The organism is Streptomyces sp. NPDC127108 (assembly GCF_042677545.1).
Lineage (GTDB): Bacteria > Actinomycetota > Actinomycetes > Streptomycetales > Streptomycetaceae > Streptomyces.
The window spans coordinates 21,143-37,432 of record NZ_JBHXTE010000018.1; the positions used below are offsets into that span (position 1 = coordinate 21,143).

At 74.4% G+C, this 16,290-nt stretch carries 13 protein-coding genes; 5 read left to right on the plus strand and 8 right to left on the minus strand.

The features are described 5' to 3' along the window. Positions 1 to 11: 11 nt before the first annotated feature. The gene (locus ACFVHO_RS16770; protein WP_385714367.1) at positions 12 to 512 is read right to left on the minus strand and encodes an SRPBCC family protein; all 501 of its coding nucleotides are present in this window, start codon (positions 510 to 512) and stop codon (positions 12 to 14) included. A gap of 63 nt (positions 513 to 575) precedes the next feature. Continuing rightward, on the minus strand, positions 576 to 1,451 hold the full coding sequence (locus ACFVHO_RS16775; RefSeq protein WP_385714370.1) for a DeoR/GlpR family DNA-binding transcription regulator: 876 nt from the start codon (positions 1,449 to 1,451) through the stop codon (positions 576 to 578). A 242-nt stretch (positions 1,452 to 1,693) separates the two neighbouring features. Between ACFVHO_RS16775 and ACFVHO_RS16780 the strand changes: the two genes are divergently transcribed. Next, positions 1,694 to 4,150 carry a hypothetical protein gene (locus ACFVHO_RS16780; RefSeq protein ID WP_385714373.1) on the plus strand — a complete coding sequence of 819 codons (2,457 nt, stop codon included), beginning with the start codon at positions 1,694 to 1,696 and terminating at the stop codon, positions 4,148 to 4,150. On the opposite strand, the gene ACFVHO_RS16785 is transcribed toward ACFVHO_RS16780, so the two are convergent. The 4 genes from ACFVHO_RS16785 to ACFVHO_RS16800 all read right to left on the minus strand — a co-directional run bounded on the left by ACFVHO_RS16785 (position 4,101) and on the right by ACFVHO_RS16800 (position 9,008). Beyond that, complete coding sequence (locus ACFVHO_RS16785) at positions 4,101 to 6,509, minus strand: right-handed parallel beta-helix repeat-containing protein (RefSeq protein WP_385714375.1); 2,409 nt, start codon at positions 6,507 to 6,509, stop codon at positions 4,101 to 4,103. The two genes, ACFVHO_RS16780 and ACFVHO_RS16785, sit on opposite strands and share 50 nt — an antisense overlap. 323 nt (positions 6,510 to 6,832) lie before the next feature. Then, positions 6,833 to 7,438: a hypothetical protein gene (locus ACFVHO_RS16790; RefSeq protein WP_385714378.1), complete on the minus strand. Its 606-nt coding sequence runs from the start codon at positions 7,436 to 7,438 to the stop codon at positions 6,833 to 6,835. A 217-nt stretch (positions 7,439 to 7,655) separates the two neighbouring features. Continuing rightward, on the minus strand, positions 7,656 to 8,489 hold the full coding sequence (locus ACFVHO_RS16795) for an MOSC domain-containing protein (protein ID WP_385714381.1): 834 nt from the start codon (positions 8,487 to 8,489) through the stop codon (positions 7,656 to 7,658). A 45-nt stretch (positions 8,490 to 8,534) separates the two neighbouring features. Beyond that, complete coding sequence (locus tag ACFVHO_RS16800) at positions 8,535 to 9,008, minus strand: DUF6643 family protein (RefSeq protein WP_385714384.1); 474 nt, start codon at positions 9,006 to 9,008, stop codon at positions 8,535 to 8,537. Between the two features lie 280 nt (positions 9,009 to 9,288). On the opposite strand from ACFVHO_RS16800, the gene ACFVHO_RS16805 reads away from it, so the two are divergent. Beyond that, on the plus strand, positions 9,289 to 10,605 hold the full coding sequence (locus ACFVHO_RS16805) for a TerD family protein (RefSeq protein WP_385714387.1): 1,317 nt from the start codon (positions 9,289 to 9,291) through the stop codon (positions 10,603 to 10,605). Positions 10,606 to 10,624: 19 nt separating this feature from the next. Here ACFVHO_RS16805 and ACFVHO_RS16810 read toward each other — a convergent pair whose 3' ends face one another. Further along, on the minus strand, positions 10,625 to 11,809 hold the full coding sequence (locus tag ACFVHO_RS16810) for a glycosyltransferase (protein WP_385714390.1): 1,185 nt from the start codon (positions 11,807 to 11,809) through the stop codon (positions 10,625 to 10,627). A 58-nt stretch (positions 11,810 to 11,867) separates the two neighbouring features. Here ACFVHO_RS16810 and ACFVHO_RS16815 point away from each other — a divergent pair, with 58 nt between their 5' ends. Then, on the plus strand, positions 11,868 to 12,689 hold the full coding sequence (locus ACFVHO_RS16815; RefSeq protein WP_385714393.1) for a glutamate racemase: 822 nt from the start codon (positions 11,868 to 11,870) through the stop codon (positions 12,687 to 12,689). A 179-nt stretch (positions 12,690 to 12,868) separates the two neighbouring features. After that, positions 12,869 to 13,420 carry a hypothetical protein gene (locus ACFVHO_RS16820; RefSeq protein ID WP_385714395.1) on the plus strand — a complete coding sequence of 184 codons (552 nt, stop codon included), beginning with the start codon at positions 12,869 to 12,871 and terminating at the stop codon, positions 13,418 to 13,420. Here ACFVHO_RS16820 and ACFVHO_RS16825 read toward each other — a convergent pair. Next, on the minus strand, positions 13,380 to 14,390 hold the full coding sequence (locus ACFVHO_RS16825; protein ID WP_385714725.1) for an O-antigen ligase family protein: 1,011 nt from the start codon (positions 14,388 to 14,390) through the stop codon (positions 13,380 to 13,382). The two genes, ACFVHO_RS16820 and ACFVHO_RS16825, sit on opposite strands and share 41 nt — an antisense overlap. A gap of 301 nt (positions 14,391 to 14,691) precedes the next feature. On the opposite strand from ACFVHO_RS16825, the gene lnt reads away from it, so the two are divergent. After that, a complete protein-coding gene (gene lnt, locus ACFVHO_RS16830; protein ID WP_385714398.1) occupies positions 14,692 to 16,284 on the plus strand; it encodes an apolipoprotein N-acyltransferase in 1,593 nt (530 codons plus the stop codon). Positions 16,285 to 16,290: the final 6 nt, after the last annotated feature.

The window sequence follows — 16,290 nt, forward strand, 5'->3', positions numbered from 1 at the left end:
CCAGGGCCGGGTCAGCCGCCGGTCGTGCCGGAGAGCTGCCGGTCCAGGTTCGCGACCGCCGCGTGGAAGGACGTGCCCATGCCCCGGCGGCCGCCGCGCTTCATCAGGAAGCGGGTCAGGGCCACGGCGTCCGCCGCGTACGTCCACTGCACGCGGGTGCCCGGGCCCCGGCCGTCGGCCGGCTCCAGCGGGATGAGCCGCCACTCCTCCACCAGGGCGCGCAGGCCGGGGAAGTTGGTCAGGTCGATGCGGTAGGCGTACCGCGTGGGCGCGTCCGTGGCGAGGAAGGACTCGCGGAACCAGAAGCGGCCCTGGACGCGCACCAGACGGCCCGAGCCGTCGTCGAACGGCCGGGCGTACACCACCGAGCTGTGCCACGAGGGCAGCCGCCGGACGTCCTCGAGGACCTCGTACACCGCCTTGGGCGGCGCCGCGACGTCGTGCGTGAACACCAGACGCACCGGAGCGGTCTCGAGGAACTCCAGGCCCTCGGGCCTCAGTCGGCGTGGCATGAACGCGACCCCCAGGCGGGACGAGGCGGTTGACCGGGCCCGCCCACCATAGCCGCGGGCCTGTCAGAAGTCTGCGGAGTTCTCGTCCTCGGCGGCGCCCGGGGCCTCGGCGGTGTCCCCGGCGTCCTCGGGCGCGCCCGCGACCAGGAGCCGACGCAGCTGCTCGGAGATCTCCGCACGGGCCCGCGCGGGCAGCCCCGCATCCGTCACCAGCGTGTCCACCTGGCCGAGCGTGGCGAACGAACTCAGGCCCACCGTGCCCCACTTGGTGTGGTCCGCGACCACGACCACGCGGCGCGCGGACTGCACCAGGCGCCGGTTCGTCTCCGCCTCCGCGAGGTTCGGCGTGGACAGACCGGCCTCGGCCGATATGCCGTGCACGCCGAGGAAGAGCACGTCGAAGTGGAGTGCCGCGATCGCCTGGTCGGCGACCGGCCCGACGAGGGAGTCCGACGGCGTGCGCACCCCACCCGTGAGGACCACCGTGGCCGCGCCCTGCCGCTGGCCGGAGCTGCGCTGCGCGGAGTGGAAGACGTCGGCCACCCGCACCGAGTTCGTCACGACCGTCAGGTCCGGGACGTCGAGCAGCTGATGGGCGAGCGCGTACGTCGTGGTGCCGCCGGAGAGCGCGATGGCCGTGCCCGGCGCCACCAGCGTCGCCGCGGTCCGCGCGATGTCCTCCTTGGCGCTCAGCTCCAGGCCCGACTTGGCCTCGAAGCCCGGCTCGTGCGTGCTGGCCTCGGCCACCGGAACGGCGCCGCCGTGCACCTTCTCCAGGACGCCGAGGCGGGCGAGGGCATCCAGATCCCGACGGACGGTCATATCCGACACGCCCAGTTTTCTGGTGAGTTCATTGACGCGGACGCCGCCACGGCGGCGGACCTCGTCGAGGATCAGGGCGCGACGCTGCTCCGCGAGGAGGTTCTGATTCTCACTCACGTCAGGTTCGGCCCTTTCGCCTAGTCAAGCCCGTCATCGGGTCGCCTCATCCTCGCACGAGCCGTCGTTGCAGGTGCCACCGACCGGGCGGCCCCGCCATCCGGAAGGGGGAGCTGCCGAAGGGGGAGATTACGTGAGGGTGGCTGCGTGCGGGGCGGGAAACGGCGATCCTTGTGTCCCTGCACGGCTTGCATGGCCCGTACACGGCTCATGACAGCGCACGACTCGGGGGAAGCGGAACAGTGGAGCGCGCCACGGCGGCCCGGACCGCCCGGAAAGACGGACCGGCACACCCGGACCGGCCAGAGGACCCAAGCCGCACGGCACGCCCGGAACACGGCGGGGAGGCCGAGCCGATCGCCCTGGAACTCCTCGTCCACGGCGTCGGCGGCACCACACCCGAGGAGATGCTCGGCGACCCCCGCACGGTCCGCGTGTCCGGCGACGGCACCGCCGCCGTCCACCGCCGCGCCGACGACGTGGACGCCGAGTCCCGTCCCGCGGACCACCGCGACGAGCCGGTCCCGGAGGCCTACGTCTGGTCCAACCTCACCTCCGGCAACGGCTCCCGCGCCCTGTGGCTGCTGCTCCTGCCGTTCATGGTCGTCAACCTCGCCCACTGGATGCGGCCCACGGCCCGCCGCGCGAAACGCGCCGTGCGGACGTACGGCCTCCTGGTGCGCCTGGTCGCCCTCAGCCTCACCGTGCTCCTGGTCGCCGCCGCCTGCGAGATCGCCATCGACCTGACGGCCTGGCAGTGCGCGGGCACCCGCGCCTGCGTCGACGACCACTCCTGGCTCGGCTTCCTCGCGCCGGAGTCCGCAGGGGGCGGCGGCTGGTGGTCGCAGCCCGGCCGCCGCCTCGCACTCGCCGCACTCCTTCCCGCCGCGCTCACCGGCCTGCTCTGGTACCTGTCCCACCGCACCTGGAGCGCGTACGAGTCCCAGCAACCCCTGTCGCACCAGCCGGACCCGGAGGAGACCAGCCGCAACGCCCTGGGCAAGCCCGGCTTCTGGTACGGCCGCAGGCTCGTCGCCCGGCTGCGCGCCGCCCACACGGCCGCGGGCCTCCTCACCGTCGCCGCCGCCGTCGGCGCGTCGGCCGCGCGGTACGACCGGGGGTCCGGCGGGCCCGCCGTCCTCGACGTCCTCGGCTGGGCCCTGGAGTCGGCCCTGGTCGCCGCGGGAGCCGTCGTCGTGTGGGTGGTCTGCCGCCGCGGCCGCAGCGAGAACCACCTCGACCGGCGCCTGGACCGCACCCTGGTGCGCCGACTGCCCCTCGCCGCCCTCGCGCTGCTCGTCCTCTCGGTCCTGTACGCCGGGTGGTCCCGCCCCGGCTGGACCTCGACCGGACGGCTGCCCGGCAACACGACGTTCGGCGGCATCACCCTCGCCCAGGGCGCCCTGGTGCTCGCCCTCGCCGTGGTGGCCACCCACATCCACCGCACGTCCCCGGACGCCCGCACCGCCATCCGCGGCCTCGGCGGTCCCGCCGTCGCCATGCTCGCCTGCGCCCTCGGCGGCGTGATGTCCGGTGGCGGCTCGCAGCGCGTCGCCGACTGGCTCGACGGGTCCGGCTCGCCCGGCGCGGGCGGCTCGATCGACGGCCCGCCCGCACTCCTCACCTGGCAGGCCTCCGTCATCCCGCCGCTGCTCGTGGTCGTCGCCGCGCTGTGCGCCTGGCTCGCGGTGCGCACCGCCCAGCGGCTGCGCCGGGAGCTGGCCCAGGTGCCGCGCGACTACCCCGACGAGCGTCCCGACACCGCCCGTACCCGCCGCATCGCGAGCACCCGCGCGGGCGCCGCCCTCACCGACCGGGTCCCGCAGATCGTCGGCGTCACGTCGGCCGCGACGCTGCTGCTCGGCGCGACGGCCCTCGTCGGCGCCTGGGCCACCGGCGAGGTGCCGGGCGAGGCGGCGAAGAGCGCGCCCGCCTTCGTCGAGGGCACCGCGGAGACCGCGCAGGCCCTTGGCTCCTGGCTGATCGGCCTCGGCTTCATACTGTTCGTCACCTGGGGGCGGCGCGCCTACCGCGACCCGTCGGCCCGCCGCACCATCGGCATCCTGTGGGACGTCGGCACGTTCTGGCCGCGCGCCGCCCACCCCTTCGCACCCCCCTGTTACGCGGAGCGCGCGGTGCCCGACCTGACCTGGCGCATGCACACCTGGACGCGTGCCACCGGCGGCCGCCTGGTCCTCTCCGGCCACTCGCAGGGCAGTGTCCTCGCGGCGGCCGCGGCCTGGCAGCTGCTGCCCTCCGTACGCAAACGCGTCGCGCTGCTCACGTACGGCTCACCGCTGGAGCGCCTCTACGGCCGCTGGTTCCCCGCGCACTTCGGCCCCGCCGCCCTCAGCTCCCTGCACCGCGAGGTCGACTGCTGGCGCAACCTGCACCGCCCCACCGACCCCATCGGCGGCCCCGTCCGGCTGCACGGCGACTGCGGCCCGCAGGTCGACCGCGAGCCCCTGAAGGACCCGCTCGCGTACGGCCGCACCGAGGCCCACCCGCTGCCCGCGCCGATCCTCGGGCACGGCGACTACCAGGCGGACCCGGCGTTCGCGGAGGAGCGGGGGCGGCTGCTCGCCCGGCTGCGGCCGGCCGTGCCGGGGCCGAGGCCTCAGGAGCCGGAGGCCGTGGCGGCGCCCGGAGCTACAGCAGGTCCGGAAGGTCAGGCAGGTCGTCCGAGTACAGCAGGGTGAGGTCGTCCGTGCTCGGCGCGCCGAGCTGGGCGACCCGGCCCGCATGGCGCTCCACCATCGCCTCGAACGTCTGGCGCGCCGTGCGGCCGTTGCCGAACGCCGGGCCCTTCGGGATCGCCGTGAAGTACTTGAGCAGTGCCTCGCCCGCGCCCGGGCCGAGGGTGTACTCGTGCTCCTCGGCCTGCTGCTCGACGATGCGGAGCAGTTCCTCGGGCGCGTAGTCGCCGAAGGTGATGGTGCGCGAGAAGCGGGACGCCACGCCGGGGTTGACGGACAGGAAGCGGCTCATCTCCGCCGTGTAGCCCGCGACGATGACCACCACCGCGTCGCGCTGGTCCTCCATCAGCTTCACGAGCGTGTCGATGGCCTCGCGGCCGAAGTCCCGCCCGGAGTCCTCGGGCGACAGGGCGTACGCCTCGTCGATGAACAGCACGCCGCCACGCGCCCGTTCGAAGGCCTCCTGGGTGCGGATCGCCGTCGAGCCGATGTGCTCGCCGACCAGGTCCACGCGGGACACCTCGACGAGATGGCCGCGCTCCAGGACGCCGAGCGAGGCGAGGATCTCGCCGTAGAGCCGGGCGACGGTCGTCTTGCCGGTGCCGGGGGAGCCCGTGAACACCAGGTGGCGGCGGACGGAGGCCGCCTTGAGGCCCGCCTCCTGGCGGCGCCGTCCCACCTCGATCATGTCGGTGAGGGCCCGCACCTCACGCTTGACGCTCTCCAGGCCGACCAGCGTGTCGAGTTCACCGAGCACGTCCTTCGACGAGCGTGACCGCTGTTCGGGCACCACGGGGGCAGGTTCCTGTGGCTCGGGCCGGGCGGGCACCGTGCCGAGCAGCCCCGCGGACTGCGTGGCCGTCTGCGTGACCGGCTCCGGTGCGGCCGGGCGCACGCTCGCGCTCTCGTCGCTCGTGCAGTCCTCGACGAGCGGCCCGTCCTCCGCGAACTCGTAGCCCCCGCGCGCGCAGCGTTCCGTACGGCACTTCTTCAGCGTCGTGCGGCAGCCGTCGATGACGTGGAAGCCGTACCCGCCGCTGCCGACGACCTTGCAGCGGGTGAGGCTGCCCCGGCCGCCCGCCGAGACGTAGAACCCCGCCTCGGCCGGTGCCGTCACCGTGCATCGCTCGATGGTCGGGTCGGCGCCCTTGGTGACGATCACGCCCGTCTGGGTGCCGTCGACGGTGCAGTCGGCGAGGACGCCGCCGCTGCCGTGGTCGCGGAACCACGCGCCGGTGGCGGCCTCGCGGATGCGCACGTCGTCCAGTTGGGCCGTGGCGCCGTCGCTCACGGACACCGCCGTGTTGCGCACCTGGGTGAGGTCACTGTCTATGACGTCGACGCGCGAGCCCCGGTCCAGGACGAACAGCGCGTCCGGCACGTCGTGCACGCGGCACGACTCCAGGACGGCCGTCGCGCCGTCGCTGACCCACACGGCCGGATAGTCGCCCGTGCTGTCGTGGATCTCGCACTGGTTGGCGTCGACGCGCGTGCCCGGGTCCCACACCGACAGGCCGTTGCGGCCGAACTCGCGGACCGTGGTGCGCGTCAGCGTCAGGACCGAGCGCGAGCGCAGGTCGACCGCGTTCTCCGGGATGTCGTGGATGCGGCAGTCGGCGAGGGTGAGGACGGCGTCGGTGTCGAGGGTGACGCCGTCGGACGTGGTGCGGTGCACGTCGCAGTCCGTGAGGTGCGCCGTGGCCCGCGCGCTGATCTGCACGCCCGAGCCCTTGATCTCGTACACCTCGCAGCCGACGGCCTCCAGGCCGCTGCCCTCACCGGTGACGGCGAGACCGGCGCCCGACGCGTGGTGCACCCGGCAGCGCTCCAGGCGTGGGTGCCCGCCGCCGCGCACGGCGACGCCGGACTGTCCCGCGGCGACGACCTCGCACTCCTCGAACACCCCGCCGCCGCCGTCGAGCACGCCGATGCCGATGCCGCCCGGGTTGTCGACCGTGCAGCGGCGCAGCGTCGGGCGGGCGCCGCCGCGCACCTCGATCCCGGCGGCGGAGCGCGTCATCACCCGCACGTCCGTCAGCTCCGGGGCGCCGTCCTCGATGAGCAGCGCGGGCGCGGCCGAGTCCTGGCCCTCCACATGGAGGTCCTGCACGAGCGCGGCCGCCCGCACCGTCAGCGGCACCCCGTCCACCGGCGCGATGCGCACGGAACCGGGGGAGCCCTCGCCGCGCAGTGTCACCGCGCGCTGGACGACGAGGTTCTCGCGGTACGTCCCGGGGGCCACCGTCAGGACGTCCCCGTCGCCCGCGGCCTCCAGGGCGGCCGCCAGCGATGCGTACTCGCCTGTGCGGCGCCGCCACCGCGACGTACCGGTGTGCGTCACCTGGACCGTGCCCTGTGCCATGGAGTTGCTCTGCCCCCACCTCGAAGTTCGCGGGACCTCGCGCCCGCGCGCAAGGAGACCGAAGAGTTCGCCCGGTCCACCGTAGCGCGCGGAGGGAGGGGGAGTTGACCTGATGGCCGGGCCGGTGCGCGCGGTCTCACCTGCTCAAGGTTCCTTGCGAGGTTCCTCGCGCGGGTGGGACGGGTGTTCGTGCCTGCCTGCCTCGGGCTCCCGTGTCCGCGTCCGCGTGCCCGGCGCCCGAGCGCACCCGCGCCCCTCCGCTCAAGTGCCCGCGCCCGCCTGCCCAAGGCCGAGGACCCGCCTGCCCGAAGCGCCCCGCTCGCTCACGCGCCTGTCCCCGCCCGGCCCCAGTCCGGACCCGCCTTGTCCCAGGCCTGGTCCCAGCGGGCGTAGCGGCGGCGGACGGCTCGCCAGACGATCACGCGGCGGGTGCCCTCGATGAGTCCGGCGCAGACGAGGGCGGCGCCGAGGCCGGCCAGGGCGGCGTGGGTCGTCGCCGTGGCGGTGTCGAGGGGGCGGCCGACGATGCGGCCCTCGGCGTCGGTCCAGACCCGGAAGCGGTCGCCGGGGTGCGGGGACTTGAGGTCGGAGGCGACCGTGCCCGCGCGGCCCGAGCCGTCCGGTCCGGTCCAGCTGGCGAGCACCCGGCGGTGGGCGTCGCGCGCGGAGGAGGTCTCGGGGTCCGGGTCGAGCGGGGGCTGGTCGAGCTTCTGCAGGACGGTGGCGGTGACGCTGTGCCGGGCCTCGCGCTGGGCCTGGACCGAACGCAGCAGTGCGTCGTGCGTCATGGCACCGGCGACGGCGCCGACGACGGGGGCCGCGACGACGATGAGCATGAGGGCGGCGAGTGCCACCCAGGCCTCGGCGAGGTCGGTGCCGCGGCGCAGCGGATTGTGGCGCCAGCGCCAGAGTCCGGCGATCGCTCGCACAGTCCCGCACCCCCTTCCGCGTCCGTGATAGCCGCGAACGGCACGGCGCACGCCCGGAATGCGGGAAGAGAGAGCGACATCACCCCGGGCGATCTCGCGCGTCCTCACCCCGCCGACGCCCCGCCCACGCGCCGTGGGTGGGACAGCCGGGCCTCACCGAGCCTTCATCGGCTTCAACGTCCTTCCACCGAGGTCGAGTTCCCCGCGCGGGCGGCGTTCATTCGAGGATCTTCAGCGGGTCACCGATTCGAATGGTTCCGGTCGATTCCGGGATCAGATTCAGACCGAAGAGCAACTGGTCACCGCTGCGGCGATGGCGGGCGAGGGTGCGCAGCGGCTCCTTGCCGCGCTCGGCGGTGCGCTGGTCGGTGGTCGTGACGACGCACCGCGCGCACTTCCTGGCCACGCGGAACTCCACCTCGCCGACGGCGAGGCGCGACCAGTCGTCCTCCGCCCACGGCGCGACGCCCTCCACGACCACGTTCGGCCGGAAGCGGTTCATGGGCAGCGGGCCCTCGTCCGCGTGGTCGCCCTGCGCGATGAGGGAGTTGAGCGCGTCCAGCGAGGACAGCGTGGTGAGCAGCAGCGGGAAGGCGTCGGCGAACGACACGGTCTCGCCGGGCCTGCCGTACGCCGCGTCGATGGGGCGCCGCGTCGCCGGGGCGTCCAGGTGTCCCAGGCGCACGTCCAGGTCGAGGAAGGCGCTGAACCAGGCGTCCGCCGCGGGATCGGCCACCACCGCCTCGGACTTGTCCCGCAGGAACTCCACCGGCACGGTCTCCCCGGGCTCGGGGACGCCGACGGCGAGCGGCTCCATGCCGGGCGCGGACACGCGTATGCCGCCGTCGGGCAGTGGCTCGACGGCGGCCGACGCGAGGCGCGGATGGGGCCGCTGCGTCACGGCCCGGCCCGCGCTGTCGATCAACACCCATCTGCGGTCACCCGCGAGCCCCCAGGGCTCCACGACGGCCTCACGCGCAGCGTGCCCCCCGGCCGCCTTCAGCGGGTGGATGTGGATCGAGTGGATCGAGACGGGCACGGAAGTCGACATGCGGCCATCCTGCCAGCGGACACTGACAGCGACAGCCGCCGCCGATCAGTAGCCCCGGTACTGCCGGTTGTACGGATCCTCGTGCGGCGCCGGGGCCGGGCGGGGCGCCGCGGGACGCATCGCCTCGTACCCCGTACCCCCCATGGGGCGCTGCTGCTGTGGTCCGGGGTAGCCGCGCGGGGCCCCGGCCTGCTGTGGGATGTACGGCGCCGGGGCCTGTTGCAGCGGTGCGGGCTGCGGGGCGGGCGCGTAGCCGTACGCCGGGTTCGGGTGGGCCGCGGTGGGCATGGGCGCCTGGGCCATGGCGGCCGCGGGATAGCCCGAGGGGCCGGAGGGCAGGGCGGGCAGCGCGGCCGGGAGGGCGGGGAGGTGGCTGCCCGTGTCGTACGCGGAGGGGACCCGGATCGGGGCGATCTGCGGGGTGCCCCGCTCGGCGACCAGCGAGTCGTAGATCGGGGTGTCCGGGAAGGACGGCGCGGAGTAGTAACCGCCGCCATAGGTGGAGCGGGGGGAGGTCATGCTCCATAAGTTAAGCCCTTGATGTGCTGGTTGGGGAGACCGATAAGAGGGTTGTTTTACGTGTCGGCAGGGGCTGCGGATCCCCAATGCGAGCGAACTTGGGAAAATCGGTCGCGTGGCGACGTACGGATCGTGTAAATAGCGCGTTCCTCAGGGGTTACTCGCGGTCGACCGGGGGCTGTCGAGGGGCGTTGCCGGGACCGCGTGTACGCCTCTTCGAATGCCAGGTAATAGGTTGGGCGGGAACGCAACGGCGGCCCGGACGACCCGGCAACTTGTGATGGGGGCAGACATGTCAATGGCCAAAGGTTCGAATGTTCCCGTGCCGGCACCCGCGGTGCGGGTCGAATTGGGATGGGGATCGGGGCCGGGGGTGCCCGACGCCGACGCCTCCGCGCTGTTGCTCGACTCCTCCGGGAAGGTGCGCTCGGACGCGGACTTCGTCTTCTACAACCAGGCGACGCACGCCTCCGGTGCGGTGCGCCACGAGGGCAAGCAGTCCGCGGGCGGCGGCGTGACCGACACGCTGGTCGTCGACCTCGCGCGCGTGGAGCCCGCCGTGGAGACGGTGGTGCTCGCCGCGTCCTCGGACGGCGGCTCGTTCGGCAAGGTCCCCGGCCTGCACGTCCGGGTCGTCGACGCCGCCAGCGGCGCGGAGATCGCGCGCTACGACAGCGCGGACGCCACCGTCGAGACGGCCTTCGTGCTCGGCGAGCTGTACCGCCGTCAGGGCGCGTGGAAGTTCCGCGCCGTCGGCCAGGGCTACGGCAGCGGCCTCGAAGGCCTGGCGACGGACTACGGCATCACGGTCGACGAGCCCCAGCAGGCGGCCCCCGCCGCCCCGCCCGCCCCCGCGCCCGCCCCGGCCCCCGCGCCGCCGGTCGCCGCCCCCGCGCCCCCCGTCGCCGCGCCCGCTCCCGCGTCCCCGCCGCCGCCCCCCGCCGCGCCCGCCCAGCCGGTGCGCCTCACCAAGGTCACGCTGACCAAGGAGGCGCCGTCGGTCTCGCTGACCAAGCAGGGCGGCACCTCGGGCGCGCTGCGCGTCAACCTCAACTGGGAGGTGCGCAAGCAGTTCAAGGGCTGGGCCAGCAAGCTCGGGCGTGCCGTCGCCATGCACGCGGACCTCGACCTCGACCTGTGCGCACTCTTCGAGCTGTCCGACGGCCGCAAGGGCGTCGTCCAGGCGCTCGGCAACGCCTTCGGCGCGCTGCACCAGCCGCCGTACATCCTCCTCGACGGCGACGACCGCACCGGCGCCGTGTCGACCGGCGAGAACCTGACGGTCAACCTCGACCACTCGAACGAACTGAAGCGCCTGGTCATCTTCGTGACCATCTACGAGGGCGCGCGCAGCTTCGCCGACCTGAACGCCACGGTCACGCTGACCCCGCAGCACGGCGCGCCCATCGAGTTCTCCCTCGACGAGTGCACGGTGCCCTCCACGGTCTGCGCGCTCGCGCTCATCACCAACAACGGCGGCGAACTCACCGTCCAGCGCGAGGCCCGCTATCTGGTGCCCGAGCGCGGCGTGAGCCCGCAGCGGACCATCGACTACGCCTACGGCTGGGGCATGAACTGGACCCCCGGCCGGAAGTGACGTCCGAACTCCGGGTGTCCTAGGAGCGGGACTCCTCCGGCGCGGTCGTGTCGGGGCGCGTGTAGGTGCGGCCCTTCCAGGCCGCGCCGCGTCCCCGGTAGTGCTGCACCGCGGAGTCCACGGTCATCAGGAGGTACAGGAACGCGGTGGCGGGCAGCGTGAGCGCCAGCCACGGGGGCTGCCGGTAGTAGCGCAGCATCGGCAGGTACGTCGCGGTCATCACGAGCCACGCGAGGCCACCGCACAGCGCGGCGCTCGCCGTGCCCGTCGCGAGGCCCGCGAACAGCGCCACCGGCGGCGCCAGATACACCACGGCGAGCCCGGCCACCGTCCCGACGAGCAGCGCCGGGCTGTGCCGCAACTGGGCGTACGCGCTGCGCGCCACCATCCGCCACAGGTCCGCGAGCCGCGGATAGGGCCGCACGCTGTCGACGCGGTCGGCGAGCCCCAGCCAGATGTGTCCGCCCGACCGCTTGACCGCACGGGCGAGCGCCACGTCGTCGATGACGGCGTGCCGGATCACGTCGGGGACCCGGGCCCGCTCGGCCGCGTCCGCGCGCAGCAGCACACAGCCACCGGCCGCCGCCGCGGTCCGCCCGCCCTTCCGCGCGATCCAGCGGAACGGATACAGCTGCGCGAAGAAGTAGACGAACGCGGGCACGACGAGCCGTTCCCACAGGCTCGCCACCCGCAGCCGCGCCATCAGCGAGACGAGGTCGTAGCCGCCCGTCGTGGCCGCGGCCACCAACGTCCGCAGGCTGTCCGGCCTGTGCGCGATGTCCGCGTCGGTGAGCAGCAGGAACTCGGGCTCGCGCGCGCGGGCCAGGGTCATGCCGTGCCGCACCGCCCAGAGCTTGCCGGTCCAGCCCGCGGGCGGCTCGCCGGGCGAGGTGACGGTCAGGGGAAGGCCGCCGTACCGCTCCGCGAGGCTCCGGGCGAGGGCGCCCGTGCCGTCGCTGCTGCCGTCGTCGACGAGGAACACCTCGGCGTGCCCCGGATAGTCCTGCGCGAGCAGCGAAGGCAGGCTGGTCGGCAGGACCTCGGCCTCGTCGCGGGCGGGGACGACCACCGCCACCTTCGGCCAGCGCTTCGGGTCCCGGCGCGGCGGCAGCCGGTGTCCCGTGCGCCAGAAGAAACCCTGTCCGACCAGCAGCCACAGCCACGCGGCGAGCGAGGCGGCGGCGATCCACACAACGGCGCTCATCCGCCGCAGTCTGCCCCACCCTGCCGGGCTTGTCCGGCTCATCGTCTAAGGTGACCGGGTGAAGATCGCGCTGATGGACTCCGGTATCGGACTGCTCGCCGCGGCCGCGGCGGTACGGCGCCTGCACCCCGGCGCCGATCTTGTCCTCTCCTCCGACCCGGACACGATGCCCTGGGGCAACGCGCCCGAGAAGGTCAAGGAGTTGGCCCTCGCCGCCGCCGAGGCCGCCGCGGCGCACCGCCCGGACGCGCTGATCGTGGCCTGCAACACCGCGTCCGTGCACGCCCTGCCCGCGCTGCGTGCCCGCCTGGAGCCCGAGCTGCCCGTCATCGGCACCGTCCCGGCGATCAAGCCCGCCGCGGCCACCGGCGGCCCCGTCGCGATCTGGGCCACGCCCGCCACCACCGGCAGCCCCTACCAGCGCGGCCTGATCGAGGAGTTCGCCGCGGGCGTCACCGTCACCGAGGTGCCCTGCCCCGGACTCGCCGACGCCGTGCAGGAGGCCGACGAGGAAGCCATCACGCGCGCCATCGCGGCCGCCGCGGCCCTCACCCCGACCGATGTAACAACCGTCGTCCTGGGCTGCACCCATTACGAGCTGGTCGCCGAACGCATCCGCGCCGCCGTGCAGCAGCCGGACGCGAAGCCGCTCGTCCTGCGCGGCTCGGCCGAGGCCGTCGCCGCACAGGCGCTGCGCCGGATCCGCGAGCGGGACGCCGTGGACGCCGAGGACGGGACGGAGGCGTCGTACGACACCGAGGGCGCCGAAGGCACCCTCACGGTGCTCCTCGGCGGCCGTGAGGCCGCGCTCCCGAGCGCCGCGCTCGCGTACGCGGAGGGACGGCTCCTCGCCGCGTCCGACCCGCTCCTGAAGGCCTGACGCCTCGCAGGACCCGCCGGACGGCGGGACAGGAGCACGGCACCGGGCGTACGGAACAGCCCCCTCACGCCCCTCACCGGCCACGACGCCCTGGCTCGGGCGGGCGGGGTGTTCAACCGGAGGAGTGACCTCTCGGTGACGCGGTGCCTTCGCCCCGGAAGGTGAGTACTCTCGATTCCATGACGGACCACGCCCCCAGCGAGCGGGTCAGCTCCGAGCAGTACCCCGAGATCTGGACCGGACGTGCGCGCAACCGCGGCCAGTGGCTGCTGGCCTGCGGCGGTGCCGCGTGTCTCGCCCTGGGCATCGACCTGGCCGTCGAGACCCTGTGGCCCTCGGGCATCCTCCCGCTGATCATGTCCATCGTCGGCCTCATCGCCGTCGGCCTGCTGATCCTCTTCGGCACGCTCGCCTTCGTGCACGTGGCCGTGAAGGTCGACAAGGACTCCCTGGAGGTGCGCTGCGGGCACATCGGGGTGCCGCGCCGCCGCATCCCCCTCTCGCACGTCGTCGGCGCCGACTTCGCCCCGGCCGTGACGCCACGGCACTGGGGCGGCTGGGGCTACCGCTGGCGGCCCGAGCAGGGCACCGCCGTCATCGTCCGGCGCGGCGAGGGCGTCGTCCTCAGCCTCGGCGACGGCCGCAAGTTCACCGTGACCGTGGACAACGCCGAGTCGGCGGTCCGCGTCATCAGGGACCGCCTGGGCCTCTCCGGGAGTACGCCGGTCTGACCCGGCCCGCGTCGTCCGGCTCCTCGTGCAGGGGGCGGGCCGTGGCGATGCCCGCGAGCAGTCCCGCGCCCACCGTCACGGACGTCACGCTCAGCGCGTTGCCGACCGTCGCCACCCCCGCGAGCGCCGTCAGGGCCGCGCCCGCCGACAGCACGACCTGCGTGGGGCACGGCGAGCGCCACAGCGCGAACAGCAGCCAACCGAACGCGGCCGCGAGCAGCGCCACCCCCACGAACCCCTGCTCGGCCGCCTGCTGCAGCAGCGCCGAGTGCGGCTTGTCGTCCACGAGCACGCCCTCGGCCGCCGCCGGCGCCGCGTCGCCGAACCGCCCCGGACCCACCCCGAGCGCCGGATGCGCGCCCACGAGCCCCTCCGCGTCCTGCCACACCCGCACCCGGTACGGACCGAGCTGCCCCTCCAGGGACGAACTCAGCCCCTCCGGCAGCGCCCCGCGCGCGACGGCCCAGGCGAGCCCCGTCACCACCGCGGCGGCCACCGCGAACCCGCTGAGCCCGAGCCCCCGGCTGCGCACGAGCGCCGCCGCCAGCGAGCACAGCACGATCCCGGCGCACGCGATCACCCCGGCCGTCGACCCGAGCAGCGCCGCCGCGAGCACGATCCCCACCGCGAACACCCGCAGACCGGCCCGCAGCGCCGCCCCACGCGCCGACCACGCCGCGCAGCAGGCCGCGCCCGCCGCCAGGGCAAGGAGCGCCGCCGTGGCGCCGATGGGCCCGAGCGGCGAGGAACTGACGGGACCCGGTGTGACGTGCGGTGCCGCCGCCGCGAGGCCGACCCCGGCGAGCGCCCCCACACAGGGCGCGGCGACCGGCAGCAACGCCCCCGCGACGCGGCCGCCCGCGTACCCGGCCGCCACCGCGAGGACCGCGAGCAGCACTCCGTCAGGACGGCCGCCCCGCACCCCGGTCGTGATCAGCGCCCAGGCGGCGCACACCGCGAGAATCGCCATGCCGCCGACGTCCACGCCCCCGCGCCGCTCCGCCGCCCATCCGGCCGTCGTGGCCGCCGCGGGCGCCGCGGATGCCTTCATCGCCCCACCCCCGCCGCCCCCGATCTGTGCGGCCCCGACCGTATGGCTTGATCTCGTCGCACGTCAGGACTTCGGAACACGCTAGCGGCTACGACCACCAATTGTGGAGATCTTGCGCAGGAACGATCCGTCGGAGGTACCGAACGATCCCGCGTGGCGGCCGTGCGGGCGGCCCGGACCGCGGTGTCCGCGGCCAGGTGACGCGCCGTACACTCCCCGGGTGACCGCCACCACCGCTCCCACCGACGCGTCCGAGCAGACCGAACCACTGCCCGGCCCGGAAACGCGCGCCGAGCGGATCCGCAGACGGCTGATTCCCGCCGGGGCGGCGGTGCTCTCCGGCGTGCTGCTGTATCTGAGCTTCGCGCCGCGGGAACTGTGGTGGCTCGCTCCCTTCGCGTTCGCCGTCCTGGGGTTCGTCCTGCACGGGCGGCGCCCGAAGTCCGGCTTCGGCCTCGGGCTGCTCATGGGGCTCGGCTACTTCCTGCCGCTCCTCTCCTGGACGGGCGTCGACGTGGGGCCGCTGCCGTGGATCGCGCTCGCCGTCGCCGAGACCCTGTTCGTGGGCCTGACCGGTCTGGGCATCGCCTTCGTGTCCCGGCTGCCCGCGTGGCCGGTGTGGGCCGCGGGCGTGTGGATCGCGGGGGAGGCCGCCCGGGCCCGCTTCCCCTTCGAGGGCTTCCCGTGGGGCAAGGTCGCCTTCAGCCAGCCCAGCGGCCTGTTCCTGCCGCTGGCCTCCCTCGGCGGCACCCCGCTGCTCGGCTTCGCGGTGGTGCTCTGCGGCTTCGGCCTCGCCGATGTCGTACGCCGCCTCAAGGCCGATCCCCGCGCGCGTGACCGCGCGCTCGTCGCGTCCGCCGCGCTGACCGTCGCACCCGTCGTCGCCGGGGCCGCCGCCATGCCGCTCGTGGCCACCGGCGCCGAACACGGCACCGCGACCGTCGCCGTCATCCAGGGCAACGTGCCGCGCATGGGCCTGGACTTCAACGCCCAGCGCCGCGCCGTCCTCGACCACCACGTGCGCGAGACCCTGCGCCTCGCCGCCGACGTGAAGGCGGGCAAGGCCAAGCAGCCCGACCTCGTCCTGTGGCCGGAGAACTCCTCCGACATCGACCCGTACGCGAACGCCGACGCCTACGCCGTCATCGACAAGGCCGCCAAGGCCATCAAGGCCCCCGTGTCCGTGGGCGCCGTCGTCACGGGCAAGGACGGCAAGCCCCGCAACCGGCAGATCCTCTGGGACCCGAGGACCGGACCGGGCGCCACCTACGACAAACGGCACCTCCAGCCGTTCGGCGAGTACATGCCCTACCGCGGCTTCTTCCGCGTCTTCAGCTCCGACGTCGACCGCGCCGGGATCTTCCAACCCGGCACGGAGCCCGCCGTGTTCGACATGGCGGGCACCGGCGTCGGCCCGGTGACCTGCTACGAGGCCGCCTTCGACGACGTGGTCAGGGACCAGGTGCGCGAAGGTGCCGAGGTCCTCTCCGTGCCCAGCAACAACGCCACGTTCGAGCGCAGCCAGATGACGTACCAGCAGCTGGCCATAGACCGGGTGCGGGCCGTCGAGCACGGCCGGGCCGTCATGGTGCCCGTCACCAGCGGCGTCAGCGCCGTGATCCGCCCCGACGGGTCGATCGCGCAGCGCACCGGGATGTTCACGGCCGAGTCCCTGGTCGCCGACGTGCCCAAGCGCACCTCGCTGACGCCCGCCACCCGCGCCGGAGTCTGGCCGGAGGTCGTCCTGGTGCTCGTCGGCGCGGCCGGGGTCGGCTGGGTGATCGCCCGCCGCCGCGCCGGAGCCGCCGGTTAGGGTCGG